The organism is Flavobacterium sp. Leaf359, from assembly GCF_001423985.1.
Lineage (GTDB): Bacteria > Bacteroidota > Bacteroidia > Flavobacteriales > Flavobacteriaceae > Flavobacterium > Flavobacterium lindanitolerans.
The window spans coordinates 27,901-44,654 of the sequence record NZ_LMPW01000014.1; the positions used below are offsets into that span (position 1 = coordinate 27,901).

The following is a 16,754-nucleotide window of genomic DNA, read 5'->3' on the forward strand; positions in this document are numbered from 1 at the left end:
AAAAGTTATTCGCCAAGCGGGTAACTTTTTTTGTTTACGGCCACGTGGAGAAATTGGTAGACTCGCCATCTTGAGGGGGTGGTGCTGCAAGGCGTATGGGTTCGAATCCCATCGTGGTCACTTTCAAAAACCTGTATTCGCTTACTTATCAGAGCGTTGCAGGTTTTTTAATGGTTAGTTTCCCAATATTTTCACAGCAATATATTTTAAATCTTTACTCTTCACTTTCTTTCTGATTTACAGCATAGATAATCAAATGAATAGATTGTTAGAATAAATACCAACAATCGGTGGTTATATTCTATGGATTGAGTATATGACAAATCTGAAATTGAAACAAAATGGTCTGTAACCTGGTAATTCTATCCTGAAAAATCAGCAAGCATATCCAATGAAGGAACAAAAAACAATGTTCCTGTTTTGGCAGTACTGAAATCCAGAATACGATCATAATTTCCCGGGGGATCACCTACAAACATATTAGTCAGCATTTTCTCTACCGTACTGAAAGTACTTGTATAGCATATAAAATAAGTCCCCATTTCATTTGTAGCTACATTCCCAAAAGGCATATTATCGCGGACAACCTTGAAATCATCTCCAATATTAGCTAAGGCTATATGTGAATTCTGAGGTTTTACATCATCATCCATTTCTATATCATGCTCTTTCGATCTGCCTATTACTTTTTCCTGCTGTTCTACAGAAAGTGATTTCCATGCGTCAAGATTGTGAATGTACTTCTGAACGAAAAGATAACTTCCTCCTTTATAATTTGAATCCTGCCCATTAATTACTGAAAAATAATCCCTATCCGTTCCATGAGGATTTTCCGTTCCGTCTACGAAACCCAAAATAGATCGGCTGTCCCAATAACGGAATCCCTGAACTTCTACAACACAGTCTCCAATGTCTTTCATAGTGTCCGAAATCACCGAAGACATATCATAGGCAAGACTTTTTTTGATCCGAACGGATATGAAAATGTAAATCTCCTTTAGTAGCCACGGCAATATGCTTATCACCCATAACAGGCTCAAATGGCTTCAATTCTTTAGGCAGCGGTTTTGGCAAATCGAGTTTTAGCCATGCTTCATAGCCTATTCCCATAACACAGCTTGCTTTAGAATCCGGAAATCGGTCAAGGGCAGAATTATTCAGGTTTATTACCAAAGCACATATTCTTTGGAAGCAGGATTTTATCTTTTCTATCGGAATCTGTTCCTTGAAATTCCAAACCAAAAAATAAGTATTGTTATTAGGATAATCGGTTACATTTTGAGGAGTACTATGCATAGTAAATTTATTTATTATCACGTTTGTCCTTTATTCAGATCCTTCAGGATTTTACAAGAAAGCAGGTTCTAAGATACTTTATTATTAACCATTAAACAATTTTCTTCGCTTTATTGCTCTCCCTTTTCTAAGTTGTACCGCGTGATATAATGAAGGAACATCATTTGTCCATTCTTTTAGCGTTAGGATAATGCCTATAATTTCAATTCGTGTAATCATTCCAACCCAAAAACACATTTGGAACAGATAAACCGATTGGCATTCCACTATTACCTGAATCAATGTGCCAAACAATAGTAATGTCCAAAATTTTGCCCCAAGTGAATGGGTTGCTATTTCTTTTTTAAACTTTAAAAAACTGACTGCATAAGTCAGAATTTCAGTTCCAATAAGAATAGAAACCAATAATATATTATTTTTAAAAAACTCCGGACACTGGATATAGGTTGCCAACGCAACACAAATAAAAAAAATCTGGTCAATAGTGGAATCCAGCCTTCTTAACAATTGTGTTGAAATATTTAATTTTCTTGCTATGATTCCGTCAAATATATCTGTCAACAGTCCGATTGTTAGCAGAGACACAGCTATTGGCTTATAATTTTGAATATTTATATAGCTTACTATAACAATCAAAAATCCGATTACTAATCTGGAGAATATTAAAATTTTGGGAATTTGATTCTTCATCAATTGGTATAAAAAAGGTTTAGCTTTTAATAATTTTCTCTTTATGAACTTTGCGACTTTGTATCTATGAGAATAATTATTTTCCCGCAAAGACGCAGAGGCGCAAAATAGGAATAAATAACGTTTCGGCAACCAATATAGTTTGATTTGAGTTTTCTATTTTAGTTTTGTTAGTGCTATAAATAAATAATTTTATATGTCCATTTTTCTCTATGGTAATTCTTATTTGTATTTGACAACAGTATCTTCCCAGTAATACCTACTGTCAATCCCGTAGAAAATGCAACAATAGCAAGTACTGGTTCAAGCGCTATAATTGCGACAGCAGATCCTGTAAGGGCAAACCAACCTAAAACAACCAAACTGTTGCCTACAATCGTTTTTCCAACTGATTTTCTACTAATAACATCAATGTCCTCTAATTTTATATAATTTTCTTTTATTTTAACGGTAGCCGAATCCACGATCTGTACTCTCCCAATATAATAACTATTATCATTAGTAATAATTTTAACCTTTTTGTTTTCTGTTATCTTACGCACCTTTCCGGTTTCATTGTTTTTTAGTTCCAGATACTTTTCCTGTGAAAACACTGAAGATGAAATGAGCAACAGTAATAGCAATAGTTTTTTCATAATTTCTTTTTTAATTAAAATCTTTAAGTTTCAACCGTTCTGTTATGGCGGAGAATGTATCTCAAAATTTGCTTCTTTTTGCATAATAAAAAAACACAAAGTAGTAAGTGGTTGCATATGGGAATAACTGGTAAGTTATGATAGAAAATAAAGATCTTCAACTGTACCGGTCATTAAAAAAGGGACAAATCAAAGTTTTGATTTGTCCCTTTAATTCTATTCTTCAATTCAAAAGCAATCGCTTTCTACTTCAGTTTTGTCAATGCCCTGGAGTTTCTCAGCAAAAACACATATTGAAAATAATCTGTCGTAAAAGTACCTTCTTCAGGAACAATATTTTCTCCAAAAATTCTCGATTTCACATTGATCAGTTGTTGTGATGTAAGGTATGGTGAATTTGGCGAATCAATTTTGAAAAGTGTAATTGTATTAGGTTTACTCAATTCTTTGAGGTCTTTTATCCCTTTCACTAACTGCAATGGTCCATCAGCATTTACCCAATCAATTTTTTCATCCTCAGGTGATGGAAATTGAGGGTTTTTAGGAAGATACATTTCACTGTCAATCGTATAACTAACAAAACTGGCGGTTTTAATACCTGATTTTTTTAATCCGGAAGCAAATGTTTCTTTTCCGTTTTCGGTTTTACTTTGTAGTGCATGGAAATATCCAAAAAGTCCGTAAAATTTTTCATTCTCAAGTTTCATTTTTCTGATTGAATTTTTGAAATTCACTACCATAGCAGCATCTCTCGATACTTTTGAGTCATCATCAAAATTCTTGTCTATCCCGATTACGGTAATTTTTAAAGAATCGGCTAACTTTTGATTGTAATCGTAGATTTCATTCCATTTGTCAAACAATTCCTGACTGGATTGTTGTGGAATTCTTTGCTTTATGTCCACTACAACTTCTTTTAATTTTGCTTGATTTTTTGAGCTGTCTTTTAAAAAGCTATTTAGTTTCTTAGCCGTCAAGCTATCCATTTCCGCAATATAATATTTAACGCCTGCCTTTTTGTTTAGGAAAAACAGCAGCTCCTTGTCTAGTTTTTGATTATCGGCATAACCGTGAATTTCTCCTAAAAGAAAAACCTGTGATTTGTAAAAATCGTCGTCAAACAATTCATCATTAATTGAATCTGTGATTTGAGTTTTATTTTTTTCCAAATAACTGATGTTATCTTCATTTTTGGAACCTAAAAATAATTTGTTGCTTATAAAAAAGCAGGACAACAAAAGTAAGCAGATGCTTAAAATACCGATAAATGTGAATTTGATGATTTTTAAAAATTTCTTCATGGTTTGATTATTTTGATACAAAAGTATCTGTGAGAAAATCAACACTCAATTTTTAATTGCTGAACTGTTGTTTTTTTATGATGAACCGTCAGGCTTTCCAAACAGCGTGACGTTGACCCAAAAAAAAACCAATAATAATCAACAACTTACATCACTCCAAATAGATTAATTTCATAAAATTTCACAAATCAAATAAGGAATAGTACAACAACACACCAACTCCAAATTCTGAATTTTGACAATAAAATGTTTATCTATGTTACTATTAATCAAAGGAATGGTTTGTAATAGATGCGTCTATGTACTGGAACAGGAGTTCAACAACCTTGGTTTCATGGAGCCGGATATTCAACTAGGGCGTGTAGTTCTTAAAACCAGCGGCATCCAAACATCAGACTTAACCATTATTCGGTCAATGCTGATAAAAAATGGTTTTGACCTTTTATACAGTAGAAATCAGATAATAGTCGAAAAAATAAAAGTACTGGTTGAAAACGGAATCAACATACAACTTACAACCAATACTGCTCTAAAGTTTTCAACATACATCAGCGATAAACTGAATAAAAATTACGACACCTTGAGCGCTATATTTTCTTCAATAGAAGGAAATACGCTTGAAAAACATATCATCCTTCAAAAAATTGAAAAGGTTAAGGAATTATTGGTTTACACAGACCAATCGTTATCTGATATCGCCTTCACTCTTGGATATAGCAGTCCCTCCCATCTTTCCAACCAACTAAAAAAATATACCGGCTTTACTTCTTCCTATTACAAACAAATCAGACAAGATAAAATTATCATTCAGAAACAGGCAAGTAAAAACTAGTTTCCTTTCCTCCGAAATTAGCAACTCTATTTCAAGGAGTTATCCTATTACTACATCAACAATACTCCCATGTAAATTTCGCAATTCTTAGCTGTAATTGTGCTAAAACCACCTTCATTTCCTCTTCTAAATTTGCCAATAAAATCAATTGTTTGTTACATAATTTTAAAAAAGGCCATGTACAGAAACCATACACACAAATTAGGAATCCTGATTCCATTAGTAAGCATTTTGCTTACAGCATGCCAGAACAAACCTAAGGAAGCCGCGGCGCCGGCTGTAGCCAACAAACTGCCTGTAGACATTATCGTTGCGCAGGAAAAAGCACTCGACCAAAGAGAAATATTTGTTGGCACCATCATGCCTCTTCGTGAAGTGGCGATTGTCAGTGAAACAGCACAAAAAATAACTAAAGTGGCTTTTCAAGACGGCAGTTATGTCAGTCAGGGAGCTGTACTTTATACACTCAATGATGCCGACATCAAATCCAAACTCCGACAGGTACAGGCTGAACTGCAACTGGCCCGATTAAACAAAGACAGGATGGCCAACCTACTAAAAACCGAAACCGTGAAGCAATCAGAGTATGACGAGGCGTTGATGCGTTTTACCTCGCTCGAAGCGCAGCAAGATTATTTGCAGACAGAATTGGCGAAAACGGTCATCAGAGCACCTTTCTCAGGCAAAATAGGTATTTCTCAGGTACATCTGGGAGCCTATGTCTCACCTGGTACTCCACTCGTCAATCTTCAGGACCAGAGCAATATAAAAATCAACTTTACGCTTCCCGAAAGATACCTGCCATTACTAACAACCGGTACTCCCATTAAATTCAGCACAGGACTTTCAGAAGAATATTATAATGCCACCGTTACTGCTACCGAACCCGGGCTTGATGCCCAAGGCAGAAGCCTACAGGTACAAGCCACGACAAGCAATAACAATGGTAAACTCCGAGCCGGACAGTCTGTCAAAGTCTACTTCAGCACAGAACAAAAAGGCGCAACAGGCGTCATGATACCTACCGAAGCACTGATGCCCGGCGAAAAAGGCTATAATGCCTTTATTATAAAAGGCGGCATAGCCAAACCGGTACCAGTATCTATCAGCAACAGAACCGAAACAGAAGCCATTATCACTTCCGGTATAAAATCAGGCGACAGTATTATTGTTTCCAATATGTTACGTATTGGTGACGGAACTCCGGTACAAGCTGTCACGAAAAAATAACCCATCTCAATTTGCAATATTATGAGCATATCCTCTTTAAGCATAAAAAAGCCGGTTTTGGCCGGTGTGTTTTCCCTTCTTATTGTCATTTTGGGCATTGTTGGATGGAAACAGCTCGGAATTCGGGAATTCCCACTCACCGAACCACCTGTAATATCCGTTATTACCTTCTATCCCGGCGCCAGTCCTGATGTAATAGCGTCCAAACTCACCCGCCCAATGGAAGAGTCCATTGCTGAGGCAAGTGGTATACGTACCATATCGTCCGAATCCAGAGAACAGGTAAGTGTTATTTCTATAGAATTTAACCGTGAAATAGACATTGAAGATGCTCTGAACGATGTCAGAGACAAAGTATCCAAAGCCCGGAAACAGCTTCCGGCAGACGTTGACCCGCCTATTGTACAGAAAGCATCCTCTGCAGACAATCTTGTAGCCTTTCTTGAAGTAGAGAGCGATACTAAAGATATTAAAGAAGTAAGCCACATCGCTTCTACCGTCATCAAAGACCGTGTACAATCCATTCCCGGTATTAACAACGTAGCTATTGTAGGCGAACACAAATATGCTATGCGATTGCGCTTTGACCCGGTAAAACTGGCAGCCTATAAGCTGACTCCGGAAGACATTCGGCAGGCACTACTCCGGGAAAACATTGACCTTCCGTCCGGACGTATAGACGGTAACAGCAGCGAACTAAGTATACGCACACTTGGAAGGCTGACTACCGTAAACGATTTTGAAGAAATGCTTATCAAACAGACAGGCAATACCGTTATCCGACTCAAAGATGTAGGCTCGGCAGAACTGGGCGAAATGAATGAACGTACCGCTATCATCAACGAAACCGGAAACCTCAACCGTGTTGGTGTTGGTGTAGCCATACAAATACAACGCGGAGCCAACGCCATTGAAGTAGTCGACGAATTTTACAAACGTCTTGAGCAATTGCGTAAAGACATTCCATCCGACTACCGACTTATTGTTGGATTTGACTTTACACAATCTGTCCGCGAGTCTATAAAAGAAGTAGAAGAAACTCTTTTTATTGCCTTTGGTCTTGTGGTTATTATTATCTTCCTGTTCCTGCGTGACTGGCGTTCTACCATCATACCGGTAATCGCAATTCCGGTATCCATATTATCGGCCTTTTTCATCATGTACATCGCAGGCTTTTCCATAAATGTATTGACTCTTCTGGGGTTGGTACTTGCCATAGGATTAGTTGTAGATGATGCCATTGTGGTACTCGAAAATATTTATAAAAAAATAGAAGAAGGTATGCCTCCGATACAGGCCGCCTTTAAAGGTTCCAAAGAAATTTATTTTGCCGTAATCTCAACTACCATAACACTGGCAGCCGTATTTCTACCTATTGTATTTATGGGTGGTATTAGCGGACAGCTATTTAAAGAATTTGCCATCGTCGTGTCTGGTTCTGTATTGGTTTCGGCATTCGTTGCCCTTACGCTTACGCCTATGCTCAGCGCTTATTTCCTTAAAAAGAAACAAGGACCGGGTTGGTTTCATAGGGTTACCGAACCTTTCTTTGTTAGTATGAACAATGGGTATGCCCGTCTGCTAACAACCTTTATGCGCTTCAGATGGATGGCATGGGTATTTCTGCTCATAACCTCCGGACTCATTTACTTTGTTGGCCAAAAACTGCCTTCAGAGCTGGCACCGGTAGAAGACCGTTCCAATATGAGCCTTATTGCCGTGGCCCCGGAAGGCGTCTCTTTCGATTATATGAAAAAACACATGATGGAAGTCGGTAAATATGTTAATGATTCCACCGACGGACTGTATCAGACTTACTCCATGGTGGCTATTTCCTTTATTCCCGCCCCGGCTCCCGTCAATGTTGCCGTACAGAGTATTTATCTAAAAGACCCTAAAGAAAGAAAAGCCAGTATACAGGATTTGTATAACCAATATGGTGCTGCATCTGCCAATTTCAGAGGATTCCTCCTGTTTCCTTACCTGCCGCCAACCATTGGTACGCGCTATGGTGGAGGTATGCCGGTACAGTTTGTATTGCAAAGCCAAAATCTGGATACCCTTACCGCTGCGCTTCCTAAATTCCTGAATGCCGTTCGCCAGAGTAAAAAATTAATGTTTGCCGATGCCGACCTCAAAATCAACAAACCCGAAATAAAAATAAACATCGACAGGCAAAAAGCAGCCTTAATGGGCGTTTCTATGGAAGAAGTAGCCAGGACATTACAATTAGCACTTTCAGGACAACGTTATGGATATTTCCTGCGTAATGACAGACAGTATGAAGTCATTGGACAAATGGAACGTGAATATCGAAACGACATCACAGACCTTAATTCCATATATGTACGTTCCACAACAGGACAATTGATTCCGCTAAACAACCTCATTGCTACAGAAGAAGCCGTAAGTCCGGCAGCCATATACCGTTATGACCAGTATACCTCAGCCACCATATCTGCAGCTCCAGCTCCGGGTGTGAGTCTTGCCGAAGGCATAGAAGAAATAGAACGGATAAAAACCGAAGTACTGGGTGATAACTTCAAAACGTCATTAGCCGGCCAGTCTCGTGATTATAGAGAAAGTCAGGGCAATATCCTCTTTACTCTTATCCTCGCTCTGGTGATTATTTACATGATTCTGGCCGCACAATTTGAAAGTCTGCGCGACCCGCTGACTATTATGCTTACCGTTCCAATGGCGGTTACAGGAGCCATCCTCAGCCTCCATTGGTTTGGTCAAAGCCTTAATGTATTCAGTCAGATTGGCATCATCACTCTCGTAGGACTCATTACAAAAAACGGAATTCTGATTGTGGAGTTTGCCAACCACCTGAAAGACACCGGACTCTCCAAATATGAAGCAGCTATACAAGCGGCAGAACAGCGATTCCGTCCTATTCTGATGACCTCTCTCGCTATGATATTTGGTGCATTGCCTATCGCATTAACTGCTAACAGTCGTCAATCACTGGGTATTGTTATTGCAGGTGGCCTTGTATTTTCAGGTATACTTACACTGTTCATCATTCCTGCAGTATACTCCTATCTGTCCAGTAACAAACGTAGAAAGGAAGTTATGGAAATGGATGAGAGCGAAATAGCAACGAACCATGAATAATGACAGATATAAAAAAGCTCATTTATCGCCCCGCAGTTGTCCCCATCCAACTGCACGGGTGATAAAAATGAAATTAGAAACAAAATTTCGGCTAACCTTATATGATTATAAATATTTTACGATGAAAAAAGCATCACATATACTCATAATTACGCTACTGCTTTTCATAGGAAGCAGTCCATTATTCGCCCAGAAAAAAGAGCTTTCGCTACAGGAAGCACTGAGTATGGCAAAACAAGGAAACAAAACACTACAAGTGCAGGTACTGGAAGAAAAACATGCCATAGAACAGACACGGGAAAGCAGAGGCAGACTGTTGCCCGATATTTCTGCTGGGGTGGCCTATTCGCGTTACTTTGACCGACAAAATATCTTTCTTCCGGGGTCGTTTGCCGGAACTAATAAAGCTGTACAGGAAGTAGCCGTAGGTGGGAGAAATGCGTTCAACGGATTCGTATCACTGTACCAACCTGTTCTGGATATTGCTTCATACAGGCTGACAAAAGCATCCAAAATCAATGAAAAAATTCAAATCGAAAAAACAGAAGACCTAAAAAGCCAGGTGGCATTATGGGTGTCAACGCGTTATCTCGACATACTGATGATGAAACGCCAGCTCATTCTTTTACAACAAAGTCATGAGCGAAACGTACGTGCCTTAAAAGACTCCCGTGCTTTATTAGCTCAGGGCAAGGGACTGAAATCCGACACATTGCGGAGTTTTATAGCCGTAGAAAACTTAAAATCTTCTGTTTCCTATCTGAAAAACAGCATTGAAGTGTCTGGTATGGAACTCAAAAGACTGATTGGACTGGAAGATGCACAGGAGTTGGAATTAACCGATGAACTGGAATCCGACATTCAGGCAAACCAAACCGAATTTCTGACCGTTAGCAAAGCATTGGAAATTGCCGAAACCAACCGTAATGACCTTAATGTACAGGAATTGACCCTCGAACTGCAACAGCAAAAATTATCAGCGGCCAAAGCAGCATTATTGCCCAAGCTTTCGTTAATCGGGCAATATCAGATACAGGCACAGGCAGACGATTTAAAACTTAATGATTATGTCTGGCCGAGGACTTCTTTCCTGGGTTTACAGGTTAGTATACCCATATTGAATGGCGGGCAAAACAAATCAAGAATTGGTCAGGCTAGAATTGCAGCACAACAGGAACAAATACGGCTGAAGGACCTGAAGGACGAAGTAAAAACAACCCTGGCAAGTATCATCAGTAAATGGAAAGAAGCCACTTCTCAATTGGAAATCCAGATAACAACCGTACAATCTGCGGAACTAAATCACCAGATGACCGAAGACCGTTTCAAAAACGGGTTAGGCTCCCGACTGGAACTGACTGATGCCGAACTGGCACTCACTCAGGCTAAAATCAATTACCTGCAAGCCATATACAATCTGCGTAGACTACATACAGAATTACAATATGCTTTGGGTGTGTTGGAGTTGTAGCAAATGTTTTCATTATTAAAAATGATTAACCCCGAAAAATTAAAATCTTTCGGGGTCTCCTAAAAAAGAGCAAACCAGATTATTGAAAATCTTTATCGCATTAAGATTATAATGACTGAAGGTTATAATTCAATCAAAATAAACTCATTATTTTCCGGCATATATATCATGCTGTTTTTACAGATAGTACTACAGCCGTCATCTTCAAGACAGTCATAAATCAGGGAACCACATGAAAACTTACCATCACATTCTTTAGTCCAAATGTCTTTGCCTCCCTTAGTACAGGTTATCTTATATTTTTTCCCAGGTGCTATTAAATCCGGGTTTGTTGGATTTTCTTTACTTAACAATCTTTCAGATATTGGAAAAAAATCAAGTTCTTTTTCTACTACTTTAATAATCTCAATAGTTTTATTTTCTTTGTCCCATAAGTAATCAATATAAAAAGCATTATCCTCTTTTTGTGTTGTTACATTTTCTGCTATAACTTTCTCAAAGAATGAATCTATAGGAATTTTTTTATACTGCATATTTTCCAATGTGGTATCCTCTTGTTGACAGCTTACTGTTATCAAACAAATTGCTGAGATTCCGTAAACAATTTTTTTCATGGCTTAAAATATAACGATTGATTTCTTACTCTTTTAAGGATTTTCGAATTATCCCAATAAAAGTTCGCTTTTTGATGTAATAATCTTCATTTACAAAAGATTAATTTAAAATTACTTATAAAAGAAATTATAGCCGCTACACAAAAGGATGGAATTAAGTATATGTTTAAATTCTATCCTTTTGTGTAGTATTTAAACAACAATTTATATAGATCAAACACTTAGCTCTATGATTAAACGACGCCAAAATCAATGTCGCTACAGAGTGCTTAATTACGATTCTATCTTACCAAGTTACAATCCCTTGACTCAAAATTGTGGCGGTTATTTCTAATAAATGTTTTACATATAAAATATACCATAGAGCCAGTGACTGGCAATATCGCCAATACAAAAGACCAATTTACTTTTTGTCGTTTCGTAAATGTTTTTTCCTTGTTTAAATCGTAAAATGAATACGCCATAAACAAAACTAATGTAACAAGAATTGTAATTGCCATTTTCTCACTATTTAGATGAAACCACTTCTTCTAATATTATTTTTTTCAATTCCTTTTCAGCCAACCTTTTCTTGGAGTAAAAATCAAAGCAAGACCATTGTAATTTCCTTTGATTGTATAAACTCCCGTTTTTGTCTGATTGTTATCTAAATAAAATTCATAAACCCCTGTTTTAGGATAGGATAAAAGTTGTGAATTATTAAAAAACTCTACCTGAAACAAGCCAATGTTAGTTTTATAATTCACTCCTAACGAAACATCCAACGAACCTGTTACTTGCTGTTCTGTTGAATTTACATTAAAGAAAATCCGTTCTTTTTGCTTACTATAATCAAATACAACAGCTGATAATTCATCACCCCCTCCTCCTCCTGTTCTAATATCCAAACTCATCCCTAAACCAACCGCAAAGTTTAAATTATTGTTTATGGGTATAAAGTATTCTGTCTTTACTGTTTGTGAAAAAATGAATTGGTTTGCTATCTCAAAGCCACTTAAATATTCAGAATAATCGTATCCTGCATTTAAATCCTCGTTTGAAATTTTAATATTGAAGGTGGGTTTAAATGTTTTTACTATAACTCCTGCTTTAAAGTTAAAATTATTCTTTTGATAAAAGTTATAGAAAAAACCAAATTGAGCTGAGAAATCCTTATTAAATGAGATACTGGGCGAGTTCCCTTCATAGCCAGCACCAACTTCGTATCCTTTCAGTAAGGAAGGCTGTAACACCAAACTAATTTTAGATAAATTTTCTCCAAATAATTTTTCGGCAGTTTGGGAATGTATTTTAGTAGGAATACATAATATAAAAATCAAAACGCTAATAATTCTAGTACATATCATAATAGTCTAATCTTAAATTTATAGAACCTTGTTTATGATAGCTATATGCTTTTTGAGGTTTTATCCCTATAATTAAGCTCGCTCCATCAAATCGCTGCCCTCTAATTTTAGCCTTCACCCTTCTCCTCCTCTTTTCTTTAACTTTGTGTTTTTCAAAAGCTATCCCACAATTTTGATACAAAACACTATTATTTGCTATATCGCTTCCTGTTACTCCGGCAGCAATCCGCGTTCTGGCTCTTTTCCATTTGCCATTTTTCTTTTTATAACCTACAGTTAGAGCCGATATTTTTTTTGCTCCCCAGGAATCATTATTAATGACTTTTGATTTTATTTTTATTCTATTCGTTCCGTTCAGGTAATATCGTGTTTTTTTTATGTGTGTTTTACATTCTGCTGAACTTTGCAAATTTTCATTTGTTTTTATCTTCTTCACAACTATTACATTTGGATTATTGGTAGGTATTAAGCCTCTACTGACCTGTTTTATGGCATTTATGTCCCAATCATGAACCTCAATCCAGTTAAAATTGTCTATTAGTTTATAATAAATATATCCTGTCTTTTTTTCTCCAATGATAACTTCGTTATTAACACTAAATAAAGCTCTTTCCGTTTCATCATATATGAAATGATTGTCAGGATCTTCATTAATGTTCCAGTCGCCGTCTCCTTGAGATTCAATCCATTTATTTTCTAATACTTCTACTTTTTTGCGAAGAGAACAGAAGGCCAAATCATCCTCAAATCTTACCAAAACATTATCTTCATCAAATCCTGCAATATCTGCTAAATCATCGTACTTTTCATCGGTTATGTTATCAGGAATTGTGGCATCAAATAGGTCACACTCCTTATCAATCATTTCATCCAACTTATCTGCTGTTTCCCAAAGTTTTTCCCAAGATGGAAAAATTAAAATATCACTACCGCAATCACTGCCTTTATCTATTTTAATTGATTCAATATAACTAAACATTGAACTTCGTCTTTCTCTTCGTACAAAGGAATTATTATTCTCTACATTTTGTTTTTGAAATGAATCCGGACTATCACAAGATAAAATCGTAATGCCTACTAATAGCAGTAACTGTTTCTTCATGGCTTTTAAAATTTATTTTTTCTAAGGAGCTCTTATTACAGATGAGATAATTTTAATCATCATAACACAGAAATACTCTTCTTTAATCCTCTTCTTTTGATTTTTTCAAAATTATTTTTTAAGAAACAAATAACTGCTACACAAAAGGATAGAATTTAAGCTTAAATCTAAATTCTATCCTTTTGTGTAGCAACAGACATATCTTCAAAATCCATTTTTAATTCTTAATGCTCTTACAGCAACCACTCTACTTATGTTTTTGAATTTCAAATAAATTTTACAATACATACCCGTAATTATGCATAAACCTTAATGACAAGCACTTATACATTTGCCTATACAATCAATTGTTTTCAGCCTACAAATTATTTCAGGCAACTAACAATTAACAGACAAATTAAAACACTAACTAAAATAAATATGGAAACCAGTACTGCAACAGCACAGTCAATACCTTATAGCAAACGATGGGCGGCTCTTTTCTTATTATGCACCGCCGAGTTCTTAGTAATCATGGACACCTCAATTATTGGAGTAGCATTACCGGCAATAAAAGAAGATTTGGGCTACTCGCAAACCGGCCTGCAGTGGATTTTTAACGCCTATGTTATTCTGTTTGGTGGTTTTTTATTACTCGGCGGACGCCTATCGGATTTGTTTGGTGCTCGTAAAATATTTATGTGGGGCTTTGTCATATTGACCGCAGCTTCATTGCTGGCAGGTATGGCCTGGTCTGAATACGCACTCAATACCGGAAGAGCCCTTCAGGGATTAGGTTCTGCATTCATTGCACCGGCAGCATTAACCTTAGTTATCTCCAAGTTTACAGACCCAAAAGAACTGAACAAGGCACTGGGATTTTGGGGAGCATCTGCCGCAGCAGGCGGTTCTGCCGGAGTTTTCCTGGGTGGTGCCATCACTGAATGGCTTTCATGGCATTGGATATTCCTTATTAATATTCCAATAGGCATTATTGTGCTGCTTCGCAGCCGGAGTCTGCTATTTACCGGCGATACCCGAAAGGGAAAAGTGGATATGGCAGGTGCAATTCTGGCTACAGCCGCTCTTATACTAATGGTATATGCTATAGTAGCGTCAGAAACCGCAGGTTGGGACTCGGTTCAGACTATCGGTCTTTTAATCGTGTCATTGGCATTGCTATTTGCCTTTTATTTAACTCAAAAACATAAAAGCGAACCTTTGGTGTCGATGTCAATTTTCAAAGTTCCCAATCTTTCGGCAGGTAACATCGTGATGGGATTACTGGCAGCAGCATGGATACCGTTATGGTTTTTTCTTAATCTGTATTTGCAGCAAACCTTACATTATTCAGCATTCAACAGCGGACTTGCACTTTTGCCGATGACATTGGCTATTATGTTCCTGATGGTTGGTGTTACAGGAAAACTGGTCGCGAAGTTTGGTTTTAAATCCAATATGATTGTAGGATTGCTGGTGCTTGCCGCATCACTGTTTTTATTTAGCATAGCCCCAACAAACGGAAACTTTGTAACTCATGTATTGCCTGCATCATTACTTGGTGCGATAGGCATGTCACTTACCTATATTCCCGGAACAATAGCCTCCATGTCTGGTGCAAAACCAGAAGAAACAGGATTGGCATCAGGGTTAGTCAATACTAGCTATCAGGTAGGTTCGGCTCTGGGATTGGCAATCATAGTAACCATTTCTGCTGCTAAAACGAATACTCTTAAAATGGCCGGAGAAATAGAAACCACAGCTCTCAATTCCGGTTTTCAAACGGCGTTTTTCTCTGCGGGAGTGGTTTGTATTGTCGCTGCTCTTATTGCTATGGCATATATACGTACGCCAAAACAGTAACCTGTACTGTTCTATATTTCAATCACCCTCACCATCTTAAGTTGCAAAACCCGCCTTGTAGGCGGGTTTTGTAGTTATAGTTTTTCACTTAAATAAAATAAGTGATGCCAGTAATGATTTACATCAATTTGATAAATTGATAGCAAGAAAAGATTTACTTTTTAGAATTTATTTTCTTTATCAGGAATACTAACAAAAAGAAAATAATCAGGAAAATAAAGAATGGAAACAAAATATATTTTTTAAAATATTAAAAAATCAAATCTTTTATTACTGCCCCGGCTGATGCTCCTAAACCTGCTCCTGCAACTCCTCCAATTGTAACCGGATTGGGGCTTAATATTAAAATTATAGCCGCTGATGCTGATCCTTCTGCATCTACTGAACCATAACGTTTAACATTACACCATGTACGTTTCCACCATCCACCTTCTTTACATTTACTCTCACCCAAAACTGCCATAGTATTACGTCGATTAATCAATCCATTCCATTGCTCCAGATTTGTAGCCCAATAAATAATTGAATGTGAAAATACGTCTGTATAATATCCCCATGCTATTAAATCATTTCTTTCTCTTATATATAGAGGCCTATAGGATGAAACGAAATTTTTAAATTCATCTAAGTTTCTGAAATTAGAATTATCAAGTCTTCGATTTAGATTTTCTATTTCAGAATTAAATCGATTCGAAAAATTATATCTCACATTCGGATTATTTACCGTATACATATAATTTTCCAATGCCATATTGGAATTTTCCAGTGTGGAAAAGAATTCTCTTGAATAAACATGAATATTTGAGGCATTAATATTTCCTCTTTCTCTCAAATAAACATACATCTCATCTAAATAAGCATTATGCAGTTGTCCTGCGGTCATTGTCGGCAATACTCTTCTTTCTAATTTAGAATCTTCTTTTTCATTAGAAATTGCCTTTTCTTCAATACTAGAATCAGAACTGTCACACGATAAGAATGTAAGACTGCTAACTAAAAATAAAAACAATACTTTTTTCATGGCTTTAAAATTTAAAATTGTTCTCTACTCTTTTAAGGATTTTCAAGTTTCTCCTGATAAAGTTCGTTTTTTGATAATTTCTTTTGCAAAAGATTGATTAATCTAAATTAGCTTTAAAAGAATTAAAAACCACTACACAAAAAGGCGGAATTTGCTTTCAAAAATAAATTCCACCCTTTTGTGTAGTACACTGACTGACAAACTATTAAAACTATTTTTCTATTTTTGTAAAAAGCCCATACAAAATTCTCTAC

The 16,754-nt window shown here is 36.7% G+C and carries 12 protein-coding genes, 1 tRNA gene and 1 pseudogene; 6 read left to right on the top strand and 8 right to left on the bottom strand.

Going from position 1 to position 16,754, the window contains the following annotated elements:
* Positions 1 to 38 precede the first annotated feature (38 nt).
* Positions 39 to 120, top strand: a tRNA-Leu gene (locus ASG38_RS14550).
* A 242-nt stretch (positions 121 to 362) separates the two neighbouring features.
* On the opposite strand, the pseudogene ASG38_RS14555 reads toward ASG38_RS14550, so the two are convergent.
* The 4 genes and pseudogenes from ASG38_RS14555 to ASG38_RS14570 form a co-directional block, all read right to left on the bottom strand.
* Positions 363 to 1,296, bottom strand: a pseudogene (locus ASG38_RS14555) (Dyp-type peroxidase).
* A gap of 84 nt (positions 1,297 to 1,380) precedes the next feature.
* A complete protein-coding gene (locus ASG38_RS14560; RefSeq protein ID WP_056072630.1) occupies positions 1,381 to 1,986 on the bottom strand; it encodes a CDP-alcohol phosphatidyltransferase family protein in 606 nt (201 codons plus the stop codon).
* Between the two features lie 176 nt (positions 1,987 to 2,162).
* Positions 2,163 to 2,621: a hypothetical protein gene (locus ASG38_RS14565; protein ID WP_056072631.1), complete on the bottom strand. Its 459-nt coding sequence runs from the start codon at positions 2,619 to 2,621 to the stop codon at positions 2,163 to 2,165.
* A gap of 245 nt (positions 2,622 to 2,866) precedes the next feature.
* The gene (locus tag ASG38_RS14570) at positions 2,867 to 3,922 is read right to left on the bottom strand and encodes a hypothetical protein (RefSeq protein WP_056072634.1); all 1,056 of its coding nucleotides are present in this window, start codon (positions 3,920 to 3,922) and stop codon (positions 2,867 to 2,869) included.
* 256 nt (positions 3,923 to 4,178) lie between these two features.
* Here ASG38_RS14570 and ASG38_RS14575 point away from each other — a divergent pair, with 256 nt between their 5' ends.
* The 4 genes from ASG38_RS14575 to ASG38_RS14590 all read left to right on the top strand — a co-directional run bounded on the left by ASG38_RS14575 (position 4,179) and on the right by ASG38_RS14590 (position 10,575).
* Positions 4,179 to 4,754, top strand: a complete 576-nt coding sequence (locus ASG38_RS14575; protein ID WP_056072638.1) for an AraC family transcriptional regulator — start codon at positions 4,179 to 4,181, stop codon at positions 4,752 to 4,754.
* Positions 4,755 to 4,931: 177 nt separating this feature from the next.
* A complete protein-coding gene (locus tag ASG38_RS14580) occupies positions 4,932 to 5,984 on the top strand; it encodes an efflux RND transporter periplasmic adaptor subunit (protein WP_056072641.1) in 1,053 nt (350 codons plus the stop codon).
* 21 nt (positions 5,985 to 6,005) lie between these two features.
* Positions 6,006 to 9,104, top strand: a complete 3,099-nt coding sequence (locus tag ASG38_RS14585; RefSeq protein WP_056072642.1) for an efflux RND transporter permease subunit — start codon at positions 6,006 to 6,008, stop codon at positions 9,102 to 9,104.
* Positions 9,105 to 9,225: 121 nt separating this feature from the next.
* The gene (locus tag ASG38_RS14590; protein ID WP_056072645.1) at positions 9,226 to 10,575 is read left to right on the top strand and encodes a TolC family protein; all 1,350 of its coding nucleotides are present in this window, start codon (positions 9,226 to 9,228) and stop codon (positions 10,573 to 10,575) included.
* 122 nt (positions 10,576 to 10,697) lie between these two features.
* Here the strand turns inward: ASG38_RS14590 and ASG38_RS14595 are convergent, their stop codons facing one another.
* The 3 genes from ASG38_RS14595 to ASG38_RS14605 all read right to left on the bottom strand — a co-directional run bounded on the left by ASG38_RS14595 (position 10,698) and on the right by ASG38_RS14605 (position 13,637).
* Positions 10,698 to 11,189, bottom strand: coding sequence for a hypothetical protein (locus ASG38_RS14595; protein ID WP_056072648.1), 492 nt, complete (start codon positions 11,187 to 11,189; stop codon positions 10,698 to 10,700).
* A gap of 545 nt (positions 11,190 to 11,734) precedes the next feature.
* The gene (locus tag ASG38_RS14600) at positions 11,735 to 12,535 is read right to left on the bottom strand and encodes a hypothetical protein (RefSeq protein ID WP_056072651.1); all 801 of its coding nucleotides are present in this window, start codon (positions 12,533 to 12,535) and stop codon (positions 11,735 to 11,737) included.
* Entirely contained in the window at positions 12,522 to 13,637 is a 1,116-nt protein-coding gene (locus ASG38_RS14605; RefSeq protein ID WP_157486184.1) for a hypothetical protein, read from the bottom strand. Before ASG38_RS14605 ends, ASG38_RS14600 begins: the two co-directional genes overlap by 14 nt.
* Before the next feature lie 420 nt (positions 13,638 to 14,057).
* On the opposite strand from ASG38_RS14605, the gene ASG38_RS14610 reads away from it, so the two are divergent.
* On the top strand, positions 14,058 to 15,479 hold the full coding sequence (locus ASG38_RS14610; protein ID WP_056073024.1) for an MFS transporter: 1,422 nt from the start codon (positions 14,058 to 14,060) through the stop codon (positions 15,477 to 15,479).
* Between the two features lie 250 nt (positions 15,480 to 15,729).
* Here ASG38_RS14610 and ASG38_RS14615 read toward each other — a convergent pair whose 3' ends face one another.
* The gene (locus tag ASG38_RS14615; RefSeq protein ID WP_056072657.1) at positions 15,730 to 16,500 is read right to left on the bottom strand and encodes a hypothetical protein; all 771 of its coding nucleotides are present in this window, start codon (positions 16,498 to 16,500) and stop codon (positions 15,730 to 15,732) included.
* Positions 16,501 to 16,754 lie beyond the last annotated feature (254 nt).

Coding starts and splice junctions, on each gene's coding strand:
- ASG38_RS14570 (WP_056072634.1), bottom strand. CDS start 3,922: ATGAAGAAATTTTTAAAAATCATCAAATTCACATTTATCGGTATTTTA.
- ASG38_RS14600 (WP_056072651.1), bottom strand. CDS start 12,535: ATGATATGTACTAGAATTATTAGCGTTTTGATTTTTATATTATGTATT.
- ASG38_RS14560 (WP_056072630.1), bottom strand. CDS start 1,986: ATGAAGAATCAAATTCCCAAAATTTTAATATTCTCCAGATTAGTAATC.
- ASG38_RS14595 (WP_056072648.1), bottom strand. CDS start 11,189: ATGAAAAAAATTGTTTACGGAATCTCAGCAATTTGTTTGATAACAGTA.
- ASG38_RS14565 (WP_056072631.1), bottom strand. CDS start 2,621: ATGAAAAAACTATTGCTATTACTGTTGCTCATTTCATCTTCAGTGTTT.
- ASG38_RS14590 (WP_056072645.1), top strand. CDS start 9,226: ATGAAAAAAGCATCACATATACTCATAATTACGCTACTGCTTTTCATA.
- ASG38_RS14575 (WP_056072638.1), top strand. CDS start 4,179: ATGTTACTATTAATCAAAGGAATGGTTTGTAATAGATGCGTCTATGTA.
- ASG38_RS14580 (WP_056072641.1), top strand. CDS start 4,932: ATGTACAGAAACCATACACACAAATTAGGAATCCTGATTCCATTAGTA.
- ASG38_RS14615 (WP_056072657.1), bottom strand. CDS start 16,500: ATGAAAAAAGTATTGTTTTTATTTTTAGTTAGCAGTCTTACATTCTTA.
- ASG38_RS14605 (WP_157486184.1), bottom strand. CDS start 13,637: ATGAAGAAACAGTTACTGCTATTAGTAGGCATTACGATTTTATCTTGT.
- ASG38_RS14585 (WP_056072642.1), top strand. CDS start 6,006: ATGAGCATATCCTCTTTAAGCATAAAAAAGCCGGTTTTGGCCGGTGTG.
- ASG38_RS14610 (WP_056073024.1), top strand. CDS start 14,058: ATGGAAACCAGTACTGCAACAGCACAGTCAATACCTTATAGCAAACGA.